At 62.8% G+C, this 22,741-nt stretch carries 18 protein-coding genes and 1 tRNA gene; 6 read left to right on the top strand and 13 right to left on the bottom strand.

All coding sequences use genetic code 11. The features are described 5' to 3' along the window. Position 1 precedes the first annotated feature (1 nt). The gene (locus tag DUPY_RS23095) at positions 2-634 is read left to right on the top strand and encodes a cytochrome b (protein WP_070251499.1); all 633 of its coding nucleotides are present in this window, start codon (positions 2-4) and stop codon (positions 632-634) included. Here the strand turns inward: DUPY_RS23095 and DUPY_RS23100 are convergent. The 5 genes from DUPY_RS23100 to DUPY_RS23120 are packed head-to-tail and all read right to left on the bottom strand — an operon-like array spanning position 603 to position 6,614. Next, entirely contained in the window at positions 603-1,958 is a 1,356-nt protein-coding gene (locus DUPY_RS23100; RefSeq protein ID WP_071651686.1) for a cytochrome c, read from the bottom strand. The two genes, DUPY_RS23095 and DUPY_RS23100, sit on opposite strands and share 32 nt — an antisense overlap. A gap of 9 nt (positions 1,959-1,967) precedes the next feature. Next, the gene (locus DUPY_RS23105) at positions 1,968-3,743 is read right to left on the bottom strand and encodes a GMC family oxidoreductase (protein WP_070251500.1); all 1,776 of its coding nucleotides are present in this window, start codon (positions 3,741-3,743) and stop codon (positions 1,968-1,970) included. 24 nt (positions 3,744-3,767) lie between these two features. Then, positions 3,768-4,496 carry a gluconate 2-dehydrogenase subunit 3 family protein gene (locus DUPY_RS23110; RefSeq protein ID WP_070251503.1) on the bottom strand — a complete coding sequence of 243 codons (729 nt, stop codon included), beginning with the start codon at positions 4,494-4,496 and terminating at the stop codon, positions 3,768-3,770. Positions 4,497-4,506: 10 nt separating this feature from the next. Next, positions 4,507-5,196, bottom strand: coding sequence for a response regulator (locus DUPY_RS23115; protein ID WP_070251505.1), 690 nt, complete (start codon positions 5,194-5,196; stop codon positions 4,507-4,509). Further along, positions 5,193-6,614, bottom strand: a complete 1,422-nt coding sequence (locus DUPY_RS23120) for an ATP-binding protein (RefSeq protein WP_070251507.1) — start codon at positions 6,612-6,614, stop codon at positions 5,193-5,195. Before DUPY_RS23120 ends, DUPY_RS23115 begins: the two co-directional genes overlap by 4 nt. Positions 6,615-6,870: 256 nt before the next feature. Here DUPY_RS23120 and DUPY_RS23125 point away from each other — a divergent pair, with 256 nt between their 5' ends. Beyond that, on the top strand, positions 6,871-7,665 hold the full coding sequence (locus DUPY_RS23125; protein WP_070251509.1) for an alpha/beta fold hydrolase: 795 nt from the start codon (positions 6,871-6,873) through the stop codon (positions 7,663-7,665). 400 nt (positions 7,666-8,065) lie between these two features. Here DUPY_RS23125 and DUPY_RS23130 read toward each other — a convergent pair. After that, positions 8,066-8,141, bottom strand: a tRNA-Arg gene (locus tag DUPY_RS23130). 194 nt (positions 8,142-8,335) lie between these two features. Here DUPY_RS23130 and DUPY_RS23135 point away from each other — a divergent pair. Continuing rightward, the gene (locus DUPY_RS23135; RefSeq protein WP_070251511.1) at positions 8,336-8,881 is read left to right on the top strand and encodes a c-type cytochrome; all 546 of its coding nucleotides are present in this window, start codon (positions 8,336-8,338) and stop codon (positions 8,879-8,881) included. A 159-nt stretch (positions 8,882-9,040) separates the two neighbouring features. Here the strand turns inward: DUPY_RS23135 and DUPY_RS23140 are convergent, their stop codons facing one another. The 4 genes from DUPY_RS23140 to DUPY_RS23155 all read right to left on the bottom strand — a co-directional run bounded on the left by DUPY_RS23140 (position 9,041) and on the right by DUPY_RS23155 (position 14,739). After that, entirely contained in the window at positions 9,041-9,592 is a 552-nt protein-coding gene (locus tag DUPY_RS23140) for a hypothetical protein (RefSeq protein ID WP_229255475.1), read from the bottom strand. A 159-nt stretch (positions 9,593-9,751) separates the two neighbouring features. Then, the gene (locus DUPY_RS23145) at positions 9,752-11,794 is read right to left on the bottom strand and encodes a M13 family metallopeptidase (protein WP_229255478.1); all 2,043 of its coding nucleotides are present in this window, start codon (positions 11,792-11,794) and stop codon (positions 9,752-9,754) included. A gap of 162 nt (positions 11,795-11,956) precedes the next feature. Continuing rightward, complete coding sequence (locus DUPY_RS23150; RefSeq protein WP_070251517.1) at positions 11,957-13,987, bottom strand: M13 family metallopeptidase; 2,031 nt, start codon at positions 13,985-13,987, stop codon at positions 11,957-11,959. 161 nt (positions 13,988-14,148) lie between these two features. After that, positions 14,149-14,739, bottom strand: a complete 591-nt coding sequence (locus tag DUPY_RS23155) for a hypothetical protein (RefSeq protein WP_070251519.1) — start codon at positions 14,737-14,739, stop codon at positions 14,149-14,151. Positions 14,740-15,076: 337 nt separating this feature from the next. Here DUPY_RS23155 and DUPY_RS23160 point away from each other — a divergent pair, with 337 nt between their 5' ends. The 3 genes from DUPY_RS23160 to DUPY_RS23170 all read left to right on the top strand — a co-directional run bounded on the left by DUPY_RS23160 (position 15,077) and on the right by DUPY_RS23170 (position 19,629). Further along, positions 15,077-16,501, top strand: coding sequence for a S41 family peptidase (locus tag DUPY_RS23160; RefSeq protein WP_070251520.1), 1,425 nt, complete (start codon positions 15,077-15,079; stop codon positions 16,499-16,501). 126 nt (positions 16,502-16,627) lie between these two features. Further along, positions 16,628-17,749, top strand: a complete 1,122-nt coding sequence (locus DUPY_RS23165) for a beta-ketoacyl-ACP synthase III (protein ID WP_070251521.1) — start codon at positions 16,628-16,630, stop codon at positions 17,747-17,749. A 149-nt stretch (positions 17,750-17,898) separates the two neighbouring features. Further along, positions 17,899-19,629 carry a cation:proton antiporter domain-containing protein gene (locus DUPY_RS23170; RefSeq protein ID WP_070251522.1) on the top strand — a complete coding sequence of 577 codons (1,731 nt, stop codon included), beginning with the start codon at positions 17,899-17,901 and terminating at the stop codon, positions 19,627-19,629. 119 nt (positions 19,630-19,748) lie between these two features. Here DUPY_RS23170 and DUPY_RS27350 read toward each other — a convergent pair whose 3' ends face one another. The 3 genes from DUPY_RS27350 to DUPY_RS23180 form a co-directional block, all read right to left on the bottom strand. Further along, positions 19,749-20,339, bottom strand: coding sequence for a DUF695 domain-containing protein (locus DUPY_RS27350; protein WP_084640866.1), 591 nt, complete (start codon positions 20,337-20,339; stop codon positions 19,749-19,751). Positions 20,340-20,345: 6 nt separating this feature from the next. Further along, complete coding sequence (locus DUPY_RS23175; RefSeq protein WP_141749650.1) at positions 20,346-20,603, bottom strand: hypothetical protein; 258 nt, start codon at positions 20,601-20,603, stop codon at positions 20,346-20,348. Positions 20,604-20,699: 96 nt separating this feature from the next. Then, entirely contained in the window at positions 20,700-22,724 is a 2,025-nt protein-coding gene (locus DUPY_RS23180) for an NADPH-dependent 2,4-dienoyl-CoA reductase (RefSeq protein WP_070251524.1), read from the bottom strand. Between the last annotated feature and the right edge of the window lie 17 nt (positions 22,725-22,741).

The following is a 22,741-nucleotide window of genomic DNA, read 5'->3' on the forward strand; positions in this document are numbered from 1 at the left end:
CATGCAATGGCAAGGCACACCCCACCGCTTTGGCGCGCTCGCCAAGTTGTTCCACTGGACCAGCGCGGCTGCCTTCATCGGCGCGTACATCGTGGTCTATTACGTGATCTGGTTCATGGATGACGAGCAGCCGGAAAGCCTGGTCGTGCTCAACGTGCATTGGATGCTGGGCATCCTGGTCGGCGCGCTGGTGCTGCCGCGCCTGCTGTGGAAACTGCTCGATGTGCAGCCCGACGATGCGCCGGGATCAAAGCTCGAGCACCAGCTCGCGCGCCTGGCGCACTGGGGCTTGTATGCGCTGCTGATCGTGATGCCGCTGACCGGCTATGTCGGCACCAGCATGGCGACTGACTTCGGCCTGTTCAGCGTGCCGTCGTTTCGCGATACCGGCTTGTTCCACTGGATGACGGCGACGTTCGGCCTGACCTGGGAAGGTTTCGAAGCGCCGGTGGACGTGGTCCACCATGTCGTGGGCAAATGGGTGGCGTGGGTGGTGGTGGTGCTGCACGTGGTGGCAGCGCTGTTCCACCACCTGGTGCGCAAGGACCAGGTGCTGGTCCGCATGCTGCCCGGGCAGCAGCAAGGACCAGCCCCGCTAGCGCTTAATGCGCGGCAGCGACAGGCTCGGCCTTGATCTGCTTGCGCAGCCTGGCCACCTCGCCCGCACTGACCGCCGACGCCTGGTTACCCCAGTTCTGGCGCACGAAGGTGACCAGTTGCGCGGTCTCCTCGTCCGACAGGCGCCAGGCAAAGCCCGGCATGCCCAGGTTCGATGGCGCGGCCTGGGTTGACGGCAGCGTACTGCCTTCCAGGATCAGCTTGATCAGCGACGTCGCATCGTCCGACAGCACGCTCGGGTTGCCGGCCAGCGCAGGGAATACCTTGCCGTTCGATTTGGCGTCGGTGCGGTGGCAGGCCGCGCAGTTGTCGAGGTACAACTGGGCGCCACGGCCGTCTTCACGGCCAGACTTCAGTGCCAAGGCGGTGACGTTGCTCTCCTTGTACGCCGCCTTTTCAGCCGGTCCCGCCGACAACGACTTCAGGTAGGCGGCCATGGCCGTCAAGTCCTCTTTGGTCATGTGCTGGGTGCTGTGCGACACCACTTCCGCCATCGGCGTGCCCACCACGGCCGAGTGGTCGTTGCGCGCTTTCGACAGCGTATCGACGATGTCCTGCTCGCTCCAGCGACCGAGGCCGCCAGCGGGATTGCTACGCAGGTTGACCGCCAGCCAGCCATCGATCACCGGACCGCCGGACAGGTACGCCGGGCTCGATTCGTCCTGCGCCAGCTCCTGCATGGTCGAGGCGCGCGGCGTGTGGCAGGCGCCGCAGTGACCGAGGCCCTGCACCAGGTAGGCGCCGCGCGCCAGCATCGCGCTCTCGTACTTGTTCAGCACCAAGGGTGCTACCGGCGGCGCGTACATCTTGCGCCAGATTGCCAGCGGGAAGTTCAGCGACAGCGGCCAGCGGATGTCGCTGGCGCGGTTGGCGTTCGCTACCGGCGCCACGCCGTGCATGAAGTACGCGTACAGCGCACGCAGGTCGTCGTCGCTGATCTTGGCGTACGACGGATACGGCATGGCCGGATACAGCGTGCCGCCGTTGGGCGTGATGCCGTGGCGCACCGCGCGGTCGAAATCGTCGAGGCTGTAGTTGCCGATGCCGGTCGCCTTGTCGGGCGTGATGTTGGTGCTGTACAAGGCGCCAATCGGGGTGGCCATCGACAGGCCGCCGGCAAACTGCTTGCCGTCGGGCGCCGTGTGGCAGGCGATACAGTCGCCGGCGGTGGCGATGTACTTGCCCTTCTCGATCAGCTGGGCGCTTGGCGCGGCCAGATTGACGGCGCCGGGACCGATGTTCCTGGTCGGCGTCGCTTGCGAGGCGTACATATACGCGCCGCCCACGCCGATCACGGCCAGGCCGACGGCAGCGATTAAAACTTTTTTCACAGTGTTCATGCGCACTCCTTAAGCCTGGACCAGCGGGCCGGGGTTCTTCAAATACAGCTCGCGGATGGCCGTGGCGGCCCAGTACGTCAACGCGCCGACCATGCCGGTCGGGTTGTATCCGTTGTTTTGCGGGAAGGCGTTGGCGCCCGGCGCAAACACGTTCGACACGTCCCACGACTGCAAATAACGGTTCAGCGCCGACGTCTTCGGATCGCTGCCCATGATGGCGCCGCCGCACGTGTGGGTGGACTGGTACTGGGTGATGTTGTAGTGCGAGCCGTCTTTCTTGGCGTCGCCCTTCATCGCTTTCGGGCCCAGCACCTTGCACATGTCGGTGGCTTTTTCCACCAGGTATTGCGACGCCTTGATTTCGTTATCGTGCCAGTCGAAGGTCATGCGCAGCAGCGGACGGCCGAAGGCGTCCTTGTAGGTCGGGTCGAGATCGAGGTAGGCATCGTCGTACGACATGCACGAGCCTTGCACCTCGTAGTAGAACGAATGCAGGAACGAATCCTTGACGCCCTTTTTCCAGGCGCTGCCCCAGTTCGGTACGCCCGGCTCGGTCTGGATGCCGCGCACCGGACCGGCGCCCGGCTGGCGCGCCCAGATGATGCCGCCGCCGATGTAGCCGGTCTTGGCGCTGTCGTTGCGGTTGCCGTTCAAATCGTCGAACGTGGCGCCGCCACCGCCGATGCCGATGAAGCCGTTGGCATGCACGCTCTGGTCGTAGAACATCACCACGCGGTTGAGGTTCTGGTACGAGTAGTTGCGGCCCACGGTGCCGGTCCTGGTGGCCGGATCGTACGGCTTGCCGATGCCCGACACCAGCATCATGTGCACATTGAACAGCGAGAAAGCGCACAGCAGCACCAGGTCGGCCGGCTGCTCGGTCTCGCGGCCCTGGGCGTCGAGGTAGGTCACGCCGGTGGCTTTCTTCTTGTCACCGGTGAGATTGACTTTGAGCACTTGCGCCAGCGTGCGCATCTCGAAATTCTTGCGCCCTTTGAGGACCGGGAAGATGCAGATGTTCGGGCTGGCTTTCGAATAATTGAGGCAGCCGTAATCGGAGCAGAAACCGCAGGCGTTGCACGGACCCATCTGGCAGCCGTACGGATTGGTGTACACGCCCGAGGCGTTCGATGCCGGGATCGGGAACGCGTGGTAGCCCTTCTCCTTGGCTGCTTTATAAAACCACTCGGCGCCCAGGTAGTTGGGGTTCGGTCCCAGCGGATACTCTTTCTTGCGCGAGCCTTCGAACGGGTTGCCCCCTTCGCTGACCTGGCCGTTGAGCATACCGGCCTTGCCGGACGTGCCGCACACGTATTCGAAGTGCTCGAAGTGCGGTTCCAGTTCGTCGTAGCTGACCGGGAAATCCTGTACCGTCATGTTGGCGGGGATGAATTTCTTGCCATAGCGCTGCTCGAGATTGCTGCGCACGGTGAAGTCTTCGGGCAAGGCGCGGAAGTGCGCGCCCGACCAGTGCGAACCGGCGCCGCCGACACCGGTGCCGGGCTTGAACGAACCCATCTGGCGATACGGCACGGCGACGTCATTGACGCTGTGGCGGGCAGTGACGGTTTCCTTGGCCAGCGATTGCAGGTACTTGCGGTGGACCGAGCCTTCGAGCTCATCGACCACGCGCGGGTAGGCGAAGTCCGGTTGCGTATCGCGGTCCGGGCCGCGTTCGAGGATGACGACCGACAGGCCGGCATCGGTGAGTTCCTTGGCCATGATGGCGCCGGTCCAGCCGGCGCCGACGATGACGGCGTCTACTTTGTTTTTTACGATGCTCATGTTTTTCCTTGTATTCCCACGCAACTAAGCCCGACGGCCGGAGAGGTCCACCGGACCTATCGGATACGGCTTGTCGCGCACTTCGACCCAGTCGAGGTAATCGGCGCGCATGCCGGGGTAGCCGATCATTTTCCAGGCGCCCATGTTCTTGTTGCCGCCGTGCTTGGGGTCGGCAAAATAGCCGTTGCGCACTTCGGTCAGCAGGTTGGAGAAGAACAGCTTGGACGAGATATCCTCGAACTTGAGCTCGCCCTTTTCAGCAGCTTTCAGCAAGTCTTCCTGCGCCTTCTTGTCCAGGTCGCCGAATACCTTGCCCGGGTTCTGGCTGCTAACGTAACCGTCGAATGCCCTGATGCCCACGCGGATAATGTCGCGCAGCGCCAGCTTGCCCTGGTAGCCGAATTCGGGCGCGGCCTTCAGGTACGGGCCCTGCATGTACCAGATGTCGCCTGCCGCGTACGGGGTTTGCATGTGGCGGTCGAGAAATTCGAGCACGCCCGATTCGATGGCGCCGGGGCCGTGTTCGTCGTGCGGGATCAGGCGGTCGACTGCGGCGCCCAGGAACTTCCATTCATTGGCGTTGAAGAACGACGGGATGTAGTCGTTCGGCTTGCCTTCCGGCGCGTTGGCATCGGCCGCGTGCGCCGGTTGCAGCGCGCGCACGGCGCCGGCAGCACCGGCCACCCCCATCGGGATGAATACCATGCTCTTGATCAGACTACGCCGCGACCGCGACTGGGTGTCGTCAGACATTTGCTTTCTCCTAGTTGTAAATGACGGGCGACGCACTGCGCGCCTCCCACCGATAACCGACCCCGTAGACGGCTGAAATCGCTTCAGCCAGGCCGGCTTCCTCCAGCTTGCGGCGCAGGTTTTTTACGTGCGTGTCGATCGTGCGGTCATGCACGATGCGCCGGTCCTCGTACACGCCGCTGCGCAAGTCATCGCGTGACAAGGCTTTACCGGGCGCGTCGCGCAACATTTTGAGCAGGCGGAATTCCACCGGCGTGAGCGGCAGCTCGGCGCCGTGCAAAAAGGCGCGCACGCCCTGCTCGTCGATCTGCAAGCCCGGCTTGGGGCTGCCAGCGGGACGGCGGCGCAGCACCGCGCGCACGCGGGCCACCACTTCGCGCGGACTGAAGGGCTTGCAGATGTAATCGTCGGCGCCACCGTCGAGGCCGTCCAGGCGGTCCTCCTCCTGGGCGCGCGCGGTCATCATGATGATCGGGATGTCGCTCGACGCCCGCAGCGCGCGGCACAAGGTCAAGCCGTCAATGCCGGGCAACATCCAGTCGAGCAGGATCAGGTCGACGTCGCCGGCAGCCACCGTGGCCTGTACCGCCAGGCCGTCGTGCTGGGCCGTCGCGCGGTAGCCGGCCGCCTGCAAGTAGCTGACCAGCAGCCGCGCCAGGCGCAGCTCGTCTTCGACCACCAGCACGTGCTGGGCGCTCATGGTTGCTTCTCCGCCAGCGGCAGCGCGATGGTGATGCACAGGCCGTCCGGCGTGGCGTGCGTCGCGGTGATCTCTCCGCCGTGGGCGGTGACGATGCTGCGGCAGATCGATAGCCCCAAACCGCTGCCGCCGGTGGCGCGGGTGCGGGCCGTGTCGCCGCGCCAGAAGCGTTCGAACAGCATCGGTAGCGCAGCGTCGGAGACGCCGTGGCCGTTGTCGGTGATGGTGAGCAGCGCCTGCTGGCGCAGCACGTGCAGCGCAATGCGCAGTTCGGTCGCGCCGTCGGCGTGGCGCAGCGCGTTGTTGAACAGGTTGCGCAGCAGCTGGCGCAGGCGGATCGTGTCACCCTCCACCATCAGGTGCGGCAGCATCCCTGCCTGGACGGTCATGCCGGCGTGCGCCAGCGGCTCGCGCCATTTGGTCAGTTCGCTCTCGAGCAGGCCGCCCAGGTCGAGCGGCTCGCGCTGGTAACCAAAAGCGCCCACTTCGGACAGGGTAATCTGGCGCATGTCGTCGACCAGCCGGGTCAGCGTGGCCACTTCGTCCTGCAGCAACACCACGCTGGCGGTGTTGGTGGGTTCGATGCCGTCTTCCATCGCTTCCAGCTGGGCCTGCAGCACGGACAAGGGCGTGCGCAACTCGTGCGACAGGTCGGCCATGAAATGGCGGCGCAGCACCTCGTTGCTCTCGAGGGTGGCGGCCATGATGTTGAAGTTGTGCGCCAGCGTGCCCAGCTCGTCGCGCTGGCCGCGCGGCACCCGCACCGCGTAGTCGCCAGCGGCCACCTTGGACGCGGCATGGATCAGACGCCGCGTGGGCGCGACGAAGCTGCGCGCCAGCAGCAAGGCGGCCAGGGCGGCCAGCACCAGCGTGGCCAGGCCGATCAGCACGCTGTCGCGCTGCTGCTGCAACAGAAAGCCTTGCTCCGCTTCCTCCTGCAAGCCGCGCAGCGGCGCGCCGACCAGGGTGGCGACCGGCACACCCTCGACCAGCACCGGCTGGTAGCGCAAGGACGGTCCGGTTTGCAGATTGCCGGCCAGGTGGTTGCCCTGCATGTCGAACAGGCCGAGCCGGCGCGGCGCCTTGTCGGGCACGGCGTAATAGATGGAGTTGCCGCCGGCATCGGTGTCGTTGCTGGCGCGTGGCGCGGTGGCGCGTTCGCGGCCGATCGCGCCGGTGGTGCGTTCCCAGGCGGCGCGGTTGCCGCGCATGAACTGCCAGTTGCCGCCATGTTCCTGGTAGGCCTGGGCCAGTTCTTCGGCCATGGCCTCCATGCGGCGCGATTCGACCTCGTTCAGGTAGCCCTGGAAGCCGCGCTGAAAACTCCAGCGCGTGCCGAAGCCGACGCCAACCGCCGTGAGCAGGCTGACAATCAACAGCGACAAAAACAGACGAGCGGTAATACCGATTTTAACCATCGGTATATTTAGCCACGCGCAACCGCGCACAACAAGACCGCACGAACAATTGCGAATGATTCTTCACAGAAACTTCACAATTGTGTGGCCGATTGGTCCAATTCGCCCGTCAAAAAAATATCGAAATAGCTTGCTATTAAATAGCGCGCTATATATAATTTTTTACATGGAGAGCAGGTAAGCAAAGCCGACTCCGTGAAGTTCCACCAGATACATAGCTCACTATTTAATAGTCAACTACCATAAAGGAATGATCATGAAAGCTGCCAACACCATCGCCCTCGCCCTGTCGATCGCTGCCGCCACCGTCGCTGCCCCTGCTGCCGTCATGGCCGCGCCGGCCGCAGCCAAGCCGACCGTCATCCTGGTCCACGGCGCGTTTGCCGACGCCGGCAGCTGGAATGGTGTGGCCGCCAAGTTGCGGGCCGACGGCTACCCGGTCATCGGTGCGGCCAACCCGCTGCGCAGCGTCAAGGGCGATGCCGAAGTGGTGGCCAATATCGTCAAGAGCGTCAAGGGACCGGTAGTGCTGGTGGGCCACTCGTACGGCGGCGCCGTCATCTCCACCGCCGCCAACGGCAACCCCAACGTGAAAAGCCTGGTGTACGTGGCCGCGTTTGCCCCCGACCAGGGCGAAACCGCGCTTGAACTGTCTGGTCGCTATCCCGGCGGCACGCTGGGCCAGGCCCTGGCCGAACCGGTGGTGTTGGCCAGTGGCGGCAAGGACTTCTACATCCAGCAGGACAAGTTCCACCAGCAGTTCGCCGCCGACGTGCCCAAGGCCCAGGCCGCGCTGATGGCCTTCGGCCAGCGCCCGATCGCCGAAGCGGCCCTGACCGAAGCGGCCGGCGCCCCGGCCTGGAAGCAGCTGCCGTCGTACTTCATCTACGGTACTGGCGACAAGAACATCCCGGCCGCGGCACTGAAATTCATGGCCGAGCGGGCGCAGTCGAAAAAAACCGTCGCAGTGCCAGGCGCCTCGCACGTGGTGATGACCTCGCACCCGGCTGCCGTGGCCAGCCTGATCGAAGAAGCGGCGCAGGCGAAGTAATCGTTGTTCTGCCAGCGGTTTGCATCCGGAACCGGTAGCGATCCGCTGGCACCGCCAGCACCGGGTTAGCTCGGAATTTGCGCGCCCTCCACCACCGGCCTACGACGGGCCACATGAAATTCTCCTGCACGGTCTCACTGTCCAGTCCACTATATTCAGGGCTTTTGATTCAAATCAAAAAGCTCGGAAAATTTTCTGCTCATAAGGTCACGAAAGTTGCTGTCGCCGGCCATTGCTGAAGAAAACAACGGCGATAACATGGACGCACGGTCGTGACCTAGCACCGACTGCAGCAGCGGCTCAGGCGTTTTGGCACAGGCATGCCATGATAAAAACCGGATCAAAGAAACTTGGAGAGGCGTGCAAGACTTACGCAAGCGATTGATTTTACGGGAAATTCTGGTGCGGCTGGCTGGAATCGAACCAGCGACCCTTGGCTTCGGAGGCCAATACTCTATCCACTGAGCTACAGCCGCGCGGGGGGAACCTTGAAGGTGTGCCGTAGGATACCGGTTTTATTGGCGTACGTCCATCGGCGCGTGTCGTTTTAACCATGTTGAAGTTTCCCTGCGCCGATTTTTGAGCCTATAATCGGCCGTTTGATAAAGGTTTTGCAAGGCAGCTCGATCGGTAATTTGGCACGCAACCCGGCACAGACTTCAAGGACATCATGAGCGACGCACACAACGAATCCATCATTAAAACGCCCAAGCAACTGGTGGGAGCCGTGGTCGGCTTCTTCCTGGTGACGGTGATCGGCATCATCCTGCTGGTCCAGTATGTGACCGCCGACAAGCTGACCGGCGCCGGCTCCAACAGCCAGGCCCCCGAAGAAATCGCCACCCGCATCGCGCCGGTGGCCGACACCGGCTTTACCTTCAAGGACGTGAACGCGCCCAAGGTGCTGCAAGCGGGCGACGCCATCTACAATTCCACCTGCGCAGCCTGCCACGGCGCCGGCGTGGCAGGCGCCCCCAAGGTGGGCGACGCCGCCAGCTGGTCGGCCCGCATCGCCGCAGGCTACGACACCCTGGTCAAGCACGCCATTGAAGGCTTGCGCGCCATGCCGGCCAAGGGCGGCAACCCCGATCTCGACGACGTCGAAGTGGCGCGCGCGGTGGTCTTCATGGCCAACCAGTCGGGCGCCAAGTTCAAGGAACCGGAAGTGCCGGCCGCCCCAGCCGCCGCCGAAACCCCGGCCGAACCCGCCAAATAAACCAGTCGCCGCATAAAAAAAACCGGTCCATCGCGACCGGTTTTTTTACGCTCCGCTTCAGCTCCCCACTTTAGGGTCAGTGCCGACATTCAGACACAAGCCCAACAGCTACGAGGCTCAGTCCGTGTCCGAATGTCGGCACTGACCCCGAAGTCGAAGTTAGCGGCAGAGGCCGTAGGCCTTGCGCTCGGGGAAGTAGCGGTACGTAAACGTGCGCATCGGGTATTCGGTCAGCGCGATTTCAAACGCTGGTGGCACCACGTCGAAGCGTTCGGGCAGCTTGTCTTTGACGCGCAGGCGCACGCGCCAGATGGTCTCGTCGGCGGTGGCGCCGGCGACCAGCATGTCGGGGACCTTGGGGATGACGTCGACGATCTCGGCGCGCGAGTTGATGGCGCGCTGGTAGAACGTGACCAGCTCGGCCTTGGCGATCACCGGGCCACGCGGCGCGGTGACGTGGTACTCGCGCGAGAGGAAACGGGCGCGCTGGCCGCGCGGTACGAAATAAACAAACGTGAACTCGGCGCCGCCGCCCTCCAGCGTGACCGGTGGTGTGGTCGAGACGCTGATGCCGCGCGGCAGGTCGAAGCGCGAGCCTTCCTGCCAGGCCTTGCACTCGGGCGTGGCGGCCATGTAGACGTCGACCGGCTTGTAGGAGTCGCCGCAGGCGCTCAGGGCGAGCATGGCGGTCAGGGGGAGTAAGGCACGCATACGCATGGGTTCGGCTTCCGGTGTGAGAACGATGCGGTAGTTTACAGTACGTTGGACAGCAATTGGATTCCGGCCTGCGCGGGAATGACGGATTTACCGTTTCGGGCATAAAAAAAGCGGCGTTGTCGCCAACGCCGCCCGTGACATCACACTACCTGCTTACCACATGATCACGCGGTCTTTCGGCGCCAGGTACATCTTGTCGCCCGGCTTGACGCCGAAGGCGTCGTAGAAGCCCGGCTGGTTGCGCATCGGGCCGTTGGCGCGGAACTGGCCTGGCGAGTGCGGATCGGTCTTGATCTGCTGGATCTGCGCCGCTTCACGCATCTTCATGCGCCATACCTGGGCAAAGCCCATGTAGAAGCGCTGGTCGCCGGTCAGGCCGTCGATCACCGGGGCTTGCTTGCCGTTCAACGACAATTTATAGGCCTTGTAGGCGATCGCGATGCCGCTGTTGTCGGCGATGTTCTCGCCCAGGGTCAGTTCGCCATTGACGTGGTAGCCAGGCAGCGGGCTGAACTGGTTGTACTGCTCGACCAGCATCTTGGTCTTGGCAGCGAAGTTCTTGTGGTCGGCCTTGGTCCACCAGTCGCGCAAGTTGCCGTCGCCGTCGTACTGGGCGCCCTGGTCGTCGAAGCCGTGGCTGATTTCGTGGCCGATCACGCCGCCGATGGCGCCGTAATTGACCGCGTCGTCGGCGGCAGCGTCAAAGAACGGCGCTTGCAGGATGGCGGCCGGGAACACGATCTCGTTCATTTCCGGATTGTAGTAGGCGTTCACGGTTTGCGGCGTCATGCCCCACTCGTCGCGGTCGATCGGTTTACCGAGCTTGTTGATTTCCTTGTTGTACTCGAACTCGTGCGAACGCATCACGTTGCCCACCAGGTCGTCTTTCGACACGGTCAGCGCCGAGTAGTCGCGCCACTTGTTCGGGTAGCCGATCTTGGTGGTGAACTTGGCCAGCTTGGCTTGCGCCTGCTTCTTGGTGACCGGGCTCATCCAGTCGAGGGTGTCGATGCTGGTCTTGTACGACGCCAGCAGGTTGTTCACCAGCTTTTCCATGCGCGCCTTGCGGTCGGCCGGGAATTGCTCGGCGACGTACAGCTTGCCCACGGCTTCGCCCAGTGCACCTTCCGACACGGACACGCCGCGTTTCCAGCGCGGCTGCTGCTCGGTCACGCCGCTCAGTACGGTGCCATAGAAGGCGAAGTTTTCATCGACGATCGACTTGTTCAGGTACGGTGCGAATGCGTGCACGGTATGGAACCGGAAGTAGGCTTGCAAGGTCTCGACCGGGGTCTTGTTCAGCAGCGCGGTCATGCCCTTGAAGTAGCTGGGCTGGCTGACGATCACGTAGTTGACCTTGCCACCGATACCGGCATCGGCCAGGTAGGTTTTCCAGTCGTAGCCTGGCGCCATGGTGTTCAGCTTGGCGACGTCGACCTTGTTATAGGCCTTGATCGGGTCGCGCAATTCGACCTTGGTCCATTGCAGCTTGGCCAGTTGCTTTTCGAAGTCCACCACCGCGCGTGCGCTCGCCGGTCCGTTGTTGTCGCCGGCCAGGGTCAGCATCTTGGCCATGTGCTGCTCGTACTTGGCGAGGGTGTCGGCCAGTTTCTTGTCGTCCGCTTTCAGGTAGTAGTCGCGGTCCGGCAAGCCCAGGCCGTCCTGGTACAGGTCGGCCACGTACTTGGTCGAATCCTTGTTGTCCTGGTGGATGGCAAAGCCGTAAGGGGCGCTCACGCCGATCTTGTTGAAGTGGGCGATCAGCGCAGGCAGCTGCTTCTTGTCTTTCAGCGCAGCGATGCGGGCGAACTCGCCCTTGAGCGGGGCCACGCCCAGTTGCTCGAGCCTGGCTTCGTCCATGAAGCTGGCGTAGAAGTCGCCGATACGCTGGGTATCGGTGCCGGCCGCCTTGTCCTTGCTGTTGGCGGCGTTTTCGATAATGGTGCGCAGCTGTGGCTGGATGTCGTCGCGCAGCTTGGCAAAGCTGCCCCAGCTGGCCTTGTCGGCCGGGATTTCAGTCGTGGCCAGCCACTTGCCGTTCATGTGAGTAAACAGGTCGTCCTGGACGCGCACGGCCGGATCGATGTATTCGACGGCGATGCCGGAGGTCGGTGCTTTGGCTTGCTGGGTGCTGGCTGGAGTCACACTGGTGGTGTTGTCCGCAGCGCCTGCCAGGCCTGCGATCAGGCTCAGCATCAGTGCACTTACGAGATGACGTTTCACAGAAAGTCCTTTGGAATGAAGAATACAAAAAGGCCAAGTCTGCACTTGGCCAGCCATGCAGTTATATACAAAAACACCATGCCCGGCAAGCGCTTTGCGACAGGCCGCTGGGCTGCCGGAAATGGTTTACCACGTTTACCAGATGATCACGCGCTCTTGCGGCGCCACGTACATCTTGTCGCCCGGCTTGACGCCGAACGCTTCGTAGAAGCCCGGCTGGTTGACCACGGTGCCGTTGGCGCGGAATTCGCCGGGCGAGTGCGAGTCGGTCTTGATCATCAGGATTTGCTGCGCCTCGCGCGCCTTGGCGCGCCAGATTTGCGCCCAGCCCTGGTAGAAGCGCTGCTCGCCGGTAAAGCCGTCGATCACCGGCGCCGGTTTGCCGCCGAGCGACAATTTATAGGCTTTGAAGGCAATCGCCGCGCCGCTGTTATCGGCGATGTTTTCGCCCAGGGTCAGCGCGCCGTTGACGTGGTAGCCGGGCAACGGGCTATAGCCGTTGTACTGTTTGACCAGCGCATCGGCCTTGGCCTTGAAGTTGGCGCGGTCGGCGGCAGTCCACCAGTCGCGCAGGTTGCCGTCGCCGTCGGCCTGGCTGCCGCCGTCGTCAAAACCGTGGCTGATTTCGTGGCCAATCACGGCGCCGATGGCGCCGTAGTTGACGGCATCGTCGGCGTTCACGTCGAAGAACGGCGGCTGCAGGATCGCCGCCGGGAACACGATCTCGTTCATCGTCGAGCTGTAATAGGCGTTGATGGTTTGCGGCGTCATGCTCCATTCTTCGCGGTCGATCGGTTTGCCGAGTTTATTGACCATGCGCTGGTGGGCAAAGCTCGAGGCGCGCAATACATTGCCCACCAGGTCGCCCTTGACGATCACCAGCGACGAGTAGTCGCGCCACTTGCTCGGGTAGCCGATCTTGGGACGGAACTTCGAGAGTTTATCCTGCGCTTCGCGCTTGGTTTCCGGGCCCATCCAGTCCAGGCCGTCGATGCTGGTTTTATAGGCAGCCATCAGGTTTTGCACCATGGCGTCCATGCGGGCCTTGCGCTCGGGCGGGAAATGCTGCGCCACGTAGGCCTGGCCCAGCGCCTCACCGAGCGCGCGTTCCACCAGGCCCACGCCGCGTTTCCAGCGGTCCTGCTTGACGGTGACGCCGGTCAGCGCGGTGCTGTAGAAATCGAAGTCGGCATCGGCAAACGGTTTGGACAGATAAGGCGACGCGCTGCGCAGCAGCTGCCATTCAAAATATGCTTTCCAGGTGGCCAGGTCGGTCTTTTCCAGCACGGCGGCGTAGCCGGTCAGGAAGCTCGGCTGGTTGACGATGGCGTAATCGGTCTTGCTGCCCACGCCCGACGACGCCAGCGCGTGGTTCCAGTCGTAGCCTGGCGCCAGTTCGGCCAGCTTGGCAAACGGTACCTTGTTGTAGCGCTTGACCGGATCGCGGTTTTGCACCTTGGTCCACTGCGCTTCGGCCAGCGCGGTTTCCAGCGCAACGATGGCCTTGGCGCTGGCCTGCGGATTTTGCGCGCCGGCCAGTTGCAGGATTTTTGCCACGTGCGCTTCGTACTTGACCAGGATGGCGGCCAGCTTGGCGTCGTCTTTTTTCAGGTAGTAATCGCGGTCCGGCAAGCCCAGGCCGCTTTGCGAAATACCGACCGCATACCTGGTCGATTCGCGCGCATCCTGGCGTACATACACGCTGTACGGCACGGTCACGCCGATCTGGTCCAGGTGGGCGATCAGCATCGGGAACGCCTTTTTATCCTTGACGCCGCGGATGCGGTTCAGTTCACCGGCCAGCGGCTTGATGCCGAGCGTGTCCAGTTTTTGCTCGTCCATGTAGCCGGCGTACAGGTCGCCGAGCTTTTGCGCATTGCTGCCGGCCTTGCGGGTCTTGTCGTTCTCGGCCGCCTCGATGATCGCGCGCAGCTGCGGCAAGGTGTTTTCCTGCAGCTGGATGAACGAGCCCCAGCGTGCGCGGTCACCCGGGATCTCGGTGTTCTTGACCCAGCTGCCATTCTGGTAAGCGTAAAAATCGTCTTGCGGACGCACGCTGGTGTCCATGTTTTTCAGCTCGATGCCGGAAGATGCGGCGGCAGGCGCCGGGGTGTCGGCAGCGCCGGCAAAGGCGGTGACCAGGCTCAGTGCCAGGGTGCTCAGCATATATTTTTTCACTACATGTCCTTTAGGTCGTCACATCCGAAAGCGAACCCGGCTGCTGCATGGGCAGCGCCGGGTTGCTGCGCGAATATTCTAACGCCACAGGACGTATGTTACCGCTCAGTTACTTTACGATACACAGCGAGCGGTTCAAAGGGGGTGGGTCAGCCGCCGCCGGGCAAGCTCATGCTGGCGCCGCCGGCACCGACGCCGATACCCATGCCGCCCTGGCCCCCACCCTTGCGGCCGCCGCCGCGATGCTCACCACCCTCCTCGCGGCGTTCGCTGCGGCCGGGACCGGGGCCGCCGTTGTCGGGCACCCGCAGCAGGTGTTCGTTTACTTGCTGGGCGACGACGCCGCGCTGGGTTTCGTCCAGCGCGTCGTTGACCATCAGCCACCATTCGCGCAGTTGCTTTTCTTCGGCAGCGGACGTGGCGCTTTCCGCTTCCACCGCGCGGGCGACGTCGCGCAGTTCCACGCCGGGCGTTTGCGCAGCGGTCTGCGCCGCCGCTTGCAGGCGTTCACGGCGCGACTTGCGCTCACGCAGCAGGGCGCGGGTGCGACTTTCGGTTTGCTGCCACAGTGTCTGCTGGTTGGTGTTGAGCTTGAGTTGCTGCTTGAGGTCGGCGGCCAGCGGCAAAAAATCTTCGGCGCGCATGTCCATCACGGGTACGGCAAACGCAGGCGACAGCAGGGCGCCAAGCGCCAGCGCGGCGGCTACGCGGCGCAGGGAAAACGGCAGGGGCAAACGCATGGGGATCTCCGGGCAAAAAAAAGCCTGCGCTTTGGGGGCGCAGGCAAAAACCACTTCAGGGTAGAGAGAAATACGAGTTCAGTGTAGGCCGCGAAATTGACTGTGCACGAAATTCTTACAAATGCTTACCGCCGTCAACGTGGGGGATACACTGCATACAAACTGGCACAATTAACGTTTGACCAGTTGGGAATTGGGCTACTTTAAATGTCAACGCACCGCGTTGTAAATCGCCGTAAAGTTATAAATGATTTCGGCTGGGCTACTACGTTTGCTGGGAATCAGGTTTATACTCGATTCAATGCAGGCGCACGCTGCTCTCTCTTTCGGGTGAAACATGGGCAAGAAACTAAAGAATTCCGGGTTGATCGGCTTGGGCGTGGTGGCCGGCGTGGCGCTGTCGCTGCAGTTTTCGGCGATGGCGCAAAAGCCGTCCGTGCCGGCGCTGCCGCTGGCGGAATTGCGCCAGTTGGCCGATGTCTTCGGCCTCATCAAGTCAGACTACGTCGAACCGGTGGAAGACAAGAAGCTGCTGACCGAAGCCATCTCCGGCATGGTGGCTTCGCTCGATCCGCACTCGGCCTACCTGGACAAGAAGGCCTATGCCGAATTGCGCGAAGGCTCGCAAGGCAAGTTCGTGGGCCTGGGCATCGAGATCGGCCCCAGCGAGGACGGCTACATCAAGATCGTCGCACCGATCGAGGATTCGCCAGCCTGGCGCGCCGGCATCAAGCCGGGCGACCTGATCAGCCGGCTCGACAACACGCCGTTGAAGGGCATGCCGCTCGACGACTCGGTCAAGCTGATGCGCGGCGAGCCGCACTCGAAAGTGGCGCTGACGGTGCTGCGCAAGGGTGAACAGGAGCCGCTGGTATTCAATATTACGCGCGAGGAAATCATCCAGAAGAGCGTAAAAGGCAAGCTGATCGAACCGGGCTACGCCTGGCTGCGCATCTCGCAGTTCCAGGAGCCGACCGTGGACGACATGGCTGCAAAAATAGCCGAGCTGTACAAGCAGGACCCGAACATCAAGGGCCTGGTGCTGGACTTGCGCAACGATCCGGGCGGCGTGCTGCAAGGCGCGATCGGCGTCGCTGCCGCCTTCCTGCCAAAAAATGAGGCGATCGTCTCGACCAACGGCCAGCTGGCAGAACAGAAAACCGTGTATTACGGCCGCCCCGAGTACTACCAGTTCCACGCCGACACCGATGCGTTGGCCCAGCTGCCCGAAGCGCTCAAGCAGGTGCCGATGGTGGTGCTGGTCAATACCGGTTCGGCGTCGGCTTCCGAAATCGTCGCCGGCGCCTTGCAGGACTACAAGCGCGCCGAGATCATGGGCACGCAAACTTTTGGTAAAGGCTCGGTGCAAACCATCCGCCAGCTGACCGCCGACACCGCCGTCAAGCTGACCACCGCGCGCTACTACACACCCAAGGGCCGCTCGATCCAGGCCAAGGGCATCACGCCCGACCTGCTGGTGGACGAGTACGCCGATGGCGACGGCGTGAACGCGCTGCGCACGCGCGAGGCCGACCTGGCCAAGCACCTGTCCAACGACCGCGAACAGGAAGGCGCGCAGACCAAGCGCGACGAACTGGAAGAGCAGTTGCGCGTGATCGCCCTGGAAAAGCAGCGCAAGCCGCTCGAATACGGCAGCAGCGACGATTTCCAGCTGGCGCAGGCGCTCAACCGCCTCAAGGGCAAGCCGGTGCAGTTCGCCAAGCCCGAGACCACCGTGGTGCAGGCCAGCCTGAACAAATAACCTCATCAGCCCGGGGTTTCAGAGCGGCGCTTCGGGCGCCGCTTTTATTTGGCCGTAACGTGTAGCCATTGTGTAGAATTTGCTCCACTATTGGCACTCGCCATTGCCCTAATTGAAAGCTTAATCATGAAACAAGCCGTCATCAGCGGTACCGGTCTTTACACGCCAGCGCAATCGATTTCCAACGAAGAACTGGTCGAGAGTTTTAACGCCTACGTGGCGCAGTTCAACGCTGACAACGCCGCCGCCATCGAAACGGGCACCGTCACCGCGCTCGAGCCGTCGAGCGTGGCGTTCATCGAAAAGGCGTCGGGCATCAAGTCGCGCTTCGTGATGGAAAAAGCCGGCATCCTCGATCCGCAGCGCATGGTCTCGCACATCCCCGAGCGCGGCGACGACGAGCTGTCGCTACAGGCCGAGATTTGCGTGGCAGCGGCGCACCAGGCGCTCGACCGCGCCGGCCGCACTGCGGTCGATATCGACATGGTGCTGGTCGCCTGCTCGAACCTGCAGCGCGGCTACCCTGCCATGGCGGTGGAAGTGCAGGCCGCGCTCGGCATCGACGGCTACGGCTTCGACATGAACGTGGCCTGTTCGTCGGCCACTTTCGGCATCCAGCAGGCAGTGGCGGCCGTGCAAAGCGGCCAGGCCCGCGCAGTACTGGTCCTCAATCCCGAAATCACCAGCGGCCACCTGAACTGGCGCGACCGCGACAGCCATTTCATTTTTGGCGACGCCTGCACCGCCGTGGTGGTGGAACTGGCCGAGACCGCCAAGGGCGCGCACCGCTGGGAAATTCTCGATACCAAGCTCAAAACCAGCTTCTCCAACAATATCCGCAACAACTTCGGCTTTCTCAACCGCTTCGACGAAGCGGGCGTGGGCCAGCCGGACAAACTGTTCCGCCAGCAAGGCCGCAAGGTCTTCAAGGACGTGTGCCCGATGGCGGCCGAGATGATCAAGGACACGATTGCTCACGCCGGGCTCGAAGTACCGCAGGTGAGTCGTTACTGGTTGCACCAGGCCAACTTGAACATGAACCTCTTGATCAGCCGCATGGTGCTGGGCCGCGACGCCGAACCGGGCGAGGCGCCGGTCATCCTCGACAGCTATGCCAACACCTCGTCGGCCGGCTCGGTGATTGCCTTCCACAAATACTCAGATGACATGACGCCGGGCCAGTTGGGCGTGTTGTGCTCCTTCGGCGCTGGTTACTCGATCGGTTGTGTCGTCCTACGAAAAGTTTAATCATTTGGTGGTTACGGCATTCGCCACTCTCGGGGATGCCGGAAGTTCCCACAAATTGACGGCTTGATTGCATTTTTTGGCAGCAATTGTCAGCTGATGTGCTACTCTTTGGTTGTTTTGTAACAATCTTCCAGAGGAGTCCCCCACGCATGCCCCACAACATCAGTCTGATTACCACCATTGCCGCTGCACTCGGATTCGGGTTAGTTCTTGGCTATATAGCAACGCGCCTGCGATTACCGGCGCTGGTGGGGTATCTGGCTGCAGGCATCATGTTGGGACCGGCAACACCGGGTTTCGTGGCCGATGCCGCGCTGGCCGGCCAATTGGCCGAAATTGGCGTCATGCTGATGATGTTCGGCGTGGGCCTGCACTTCTCGCTCGACGACCTGTGGGCCGTGCGCAAGGTGGCGCTGCCCGGTGCGGTGCTGCAAATCGCGGTAGCGACCGGCATGGGCATGGCGCTGTCCCACTGGTGGGGCTGGAGCATTGGCGGCGGCCTGGTCTTCGGCCTGGCGCTGTCGGTGGCCAGCACCGTGGTGCTGCTGCGCGCGCTTGAGGAGCGCGGCATCCTCGATACTTTCAATGGCCGCATCGCGGTCGGCTGGCTGGTGGTGGAAGACCTGGTCACCGTGATGGTGCTGGTGCTGCTGCCGGCCGTGGCCGGTTCGCTCGGCGGCACCACCATGGACGCCCACGGCGTGGCAGTGCCTGCCGGCGAAGTCGACCTGCTGAGCACGCTCACCATCACCCTGGGCAAGGTCGGCGCCTTTATCGCGCTGATGCTGGTCGTCGGCCGCAAGCTGTTTCCCTGGATCCTGTGGCAGGGGGCGCGTACCGGTTCGCGCGAGCTGTTTACCCTGTGCGTGATCGCCGCTGCGGTCGGTATCGCCTACGGTTCCACCCACTTCTTCGGCGTATCGTTCGCGCTCGGGGCATTCTTCGCCGGCATGGTGCTGCGCGAATCGGAACTGGCGCACCGCGCCGCGCAAGAGTCGCTGCCGCTGCGCGACGCCTTTGCCGTGCTGTTCTTCGTCTCGGTGGGCATGTTGTTCGAGCCGGCCATCGTCACCGAGCAGCCTTTCAAGCTGCTGGCGGTGGTCGCCATCATCGTGTTCGGCAAGTCGGTGGCCGCGTTCCTGCTGGTGGTGCTGCTGCGCTACCCGGCCAAGACCGCGCTGATGGTGTCGGCCAGCCTGGCGCAGATCGGCGAATTCTCGTTCATCCTGGCCGCGCTGGGCATGTCCCTGGGCCTGATGCCGGCCGAGGGCCAAAGCCTGATCCTGGCAGGCGCTATCATCTCGATCGCCCTGAACCCGGTGGTATTCAGCGCGACCAAGCCGCTCGAGCGCTGGCTCACCCGTGACGGCTCGGTGATGTCCAACTTCGAACGCGCGGCCGATCCGCTGGCCGAGCTGCCGATGTCGGTGCCGCATGAACACCTCGACGGCCAGGTAGTGCTGGTGGGGTACGGCCGCGTGGGCCGCCGCATCGCCGAGGTGCTGCTCAAGCACAGCATCCCGTTCGTGGTGGCCGAGCAAAACCGCGAAGTCGTCGACCAGCTGCGCCGCCAGGGCATCCACGCGGTGGCCGGCAATGCCGGCGAGCCTGCCGTGCTGATCCAGGCCCACGTGGCGCGCGCCAGCATGCTGGTGATCGCCACGCCCGACACCTTCCACGTGCGCGCCATGGTGGAAACGGCGCGCCTGCTCAATCCGAATATCAAGTCGGTGGTACGCACCCACAGCGACGAGGAAGCAGAGTTGCTGCGCAGCGAGCTGCCGGCCAAGATTTTCATGGGCGAGGAAGAGCTGGCCAACGGCATGACCGACTTCGTGATCAAGAATTTCGAGCGCAAGCAAGGTGGCGGCGGACATTAAGAACGCCTGACAAAACGTTCGACATATCGCCAACAGATCAGCGGGCCGGCAAGCCCCGCATACCTCCGCTATCGCCCCAGAGCGCTAATTTACATTAAAGCAATAGTTCGGTGTATTATTCAATTAAGTTGCAACCCATAATGCTTGAGTGTCGCCTCGTTAGGAAACAAAAATTCTCGGTACGCAGACCAAGAAGCATCATTTTTTAAATTCGTGTACGTCTTACATCCTGGGCATCGCTGACTATAGACATTTTTGACAACCTCCGCGATTCCCTCAACGTTGCGCACATAAACGTAGTTCAGTTGTTCAAAGTCATGTGTAAAAGTGCCCGCATAGATGCTCGGAGTTTTCGCTGCGATGGCGGCAACGACGGCGCTCGATATTTCGTTGAGCCGATCTAAATCGCCAGCCTCCGGCAAACCATTTTTTTGAGTAGATGTGTACGTCACGCCCGTGACTACGAGGTGCGGAAATCCTTCAACGGGCGCAATTTTCCGCAGCTTCATGTCAAGTCGAATGGAACCCGGTCCCGCCTCGTATGCAGCGAGATAACTCCACCACTCAGTGCTTGCATACGGCTCCGCGCTTGCGACGACATTAGTCAGAAGCATCGATATCCCAATTAGTATTCTTTTCATAAACTTCATTAGTAATGAATTCTCGAAGTGAAACGGTGGTTCTTTAAAGGGGCACGAAGGCCGTTTCATGGTAGGTCAGAATTCCAGCGGCTGGCCATCGATGAGTACGCGAAATCGCCGATCTAAAAACCCGCCGCGTTGGCTACCGTAAATCGCCATGCCGATAGACTCGTACCATTTGGAATCGGTGGCCTCGACAGAAATGATCATGTCCGCTTTTTCGGCGGCGATTTTTTCAAGAGCTTGCGTCACCTCGCTGGCTGATCGTAGTTTGACACCATTCAAGTCTACGCCGTCATTGTCGACAATTCGCAATATCACCAGATTTTCCAAGTCGATGCTCCAAACATAAAAGAAGTGATCTGAACGGCACAGCTCAGTGTACCCGGGCGTTGCCAGTAGAGCAACTCGATGGTTTTGTCAGCCATACTAAAGCCGCGCCGCCAGTTCTGCCCCTTCGCGTATCGCCCGCTTGGCATCGAGCTCCGAGGCCAGCGCCGCGCCGCCGATCTTGTGGAAGCGTGGGTCCGCTGCTGCCGGCATCAACTCCGCCAGGCTCTCCTGCCCGGCGCAAATGACCACGTGATCGACCGCCAGCAGGCGCTGTTCGCCACCGACCGTGATGTGCAGGCCGTGGTCGTCGATGCGATCGTATTGCACGCCTGCCAGCATCACCACGCCGTTACGGGCCAGCACCGCGCGGTGCACCCAGCCCGAGGTTTTACCGAGGCCCGCACCTGGTTTCGACAACTTGCGCTGCAGCAGGTACAACTGGCGCAGCGGCGCCGGGTCGCTTGGCGCCACCAGGCCGCCACGGGCGCCGCCGTGCAGGTCCACGCCCCATTCGCCGGCCCAGGCGGCAACCGGCTGCGGCAGTGGATGCGCAGGATCGTGCAGCAAAAATTCGCCCACGTCGAAACCGATGCCACCGGCGCCGATGATCGCCACCCGCTTGCCCACCTGGGCCTTGTCGCGCAGCACGTCCAGGTACGTCAGCACCTTGGCATGGGCGATGCCCTCGATGGCCGGCAGCCGCACTTTGACGCCGGTGGCGATGACCACCTCGTCGTAACCGTCGGCCAGCAGTTGCTCACGGGTGGCGCGCACGCCGAGCTTTACGACCACGCCCAGCAGCGCCAGCTGGCGCCCGAAGTAGCGGATGGTCTCCGCAAACTCCTCCTTGCCGGGGATTTGCATGGCGATGCGGAACTGGCCGCCGATGGCGTCGCCGGACTCGAACAGCGTCACCTGATGGCCGCGCTGCGCCGCCACCGTTGCCGCCGACAGGCCCGCCGGCCCGGCGCCGACCACCGCAACGCGGCGCGGACGCGCGGCAGGCGCGTACACCAGCTCGGTCTCGTGGCAGGCGCGCGGGTTGACCAGGCAGCTGGCGCGCTGGTTGGCAAAAGTATGGTCGAGGCAAGCCTGGTTGCAGCCGATGCAGGTGTTGATTTCGTCTGCCCTGCCCTGCGCCGCCTTGTTGACGAACTCGGCGTCGGCCAGGAACGGCCGTGCCAGCGAGACCAGGTCGGCGTCGCCCCGCGCGAGGATGCTTTCCGCTGTGGCCGGCATGTTGATGCGGTTCGAGGCCACCACCGGGATCGACACGGCCTGGCGCAGCCGACCGGCCAGGCCGACAAATGCGGCGCGCGGCACCGACGTGACGATGGTGGGCACGCGCGCCTCGTGCCAGCCGTAGCCGGTGTTGAGGATATTCACGCCCGCGCCCTGCAATGCCTGGGCAACTGTCACCACCTCGTCCCAGGTATTGCCCCCTTCCACCAGGTCGAGCAGCGAATGGCGGTACATGACGATGAAGTCAGGGCCCACGGTGGCGCGCACGCGGCGCACGATCTCGACCGGCAGGCGCATGCGGTGCTCGATGGCGCCACCCCAGCGGTCGGTGCGCAGGTTGGCGCGTGCGCACAGGAACTGGTTAAGCAGGTAGCCTTCGCTGCCCATGATTTCCACGCCGTCGTAGCCTGCCGCTTTTGCCAGCCGGGCGCAGCGCGCGTAGTCGCCGATGGTGGCGGCAATCCCGGCTTCGGTGAGCGCGCGCGGCTTGAACGGCGAGATCGGCGATTTTTTGGCCGACGCCGACACCACCAGCGGCTGGTAGCCATAGCGGCCCGCGTGCAGGATCTGTAACAGGATCTTGCCGCCCTCCGCGTGCACGGCGCCGGTCACCTTGCGGTGGTTGAAGATATCTGCGCGCCAGTTCAGGGTCCCTCCAAAGGGCAGCAGCCACCCTGCGCGGTTGGGAGAGATGCCGCCGGTAACGATCAATCCGACTCCGCCGCGCGCACGTTCGCGATAGAATGCGGCAAGTTTGCTGTAGTTGTAGAAACGGTCTTCGAGCCCGGTATGCATCGAGCCCATGATCACGCGATTGCGCAGGGTCGTAAAGCCGAGGTCGAGCGGCGCGAGCAAATGCGGATGGTGTGGCGATGACATGCTGTGTGCCTGCCCTG

This window comes from Duganella phyllosphaerae (assembly GCF_001758785.1).
GTDB lineage: Bacteria > Pseudomonadota > Gammaproteobacteria > Burkholderiales > Burkholderiaceae_D > Rugamonas > Rugamonas phyllosphaerae.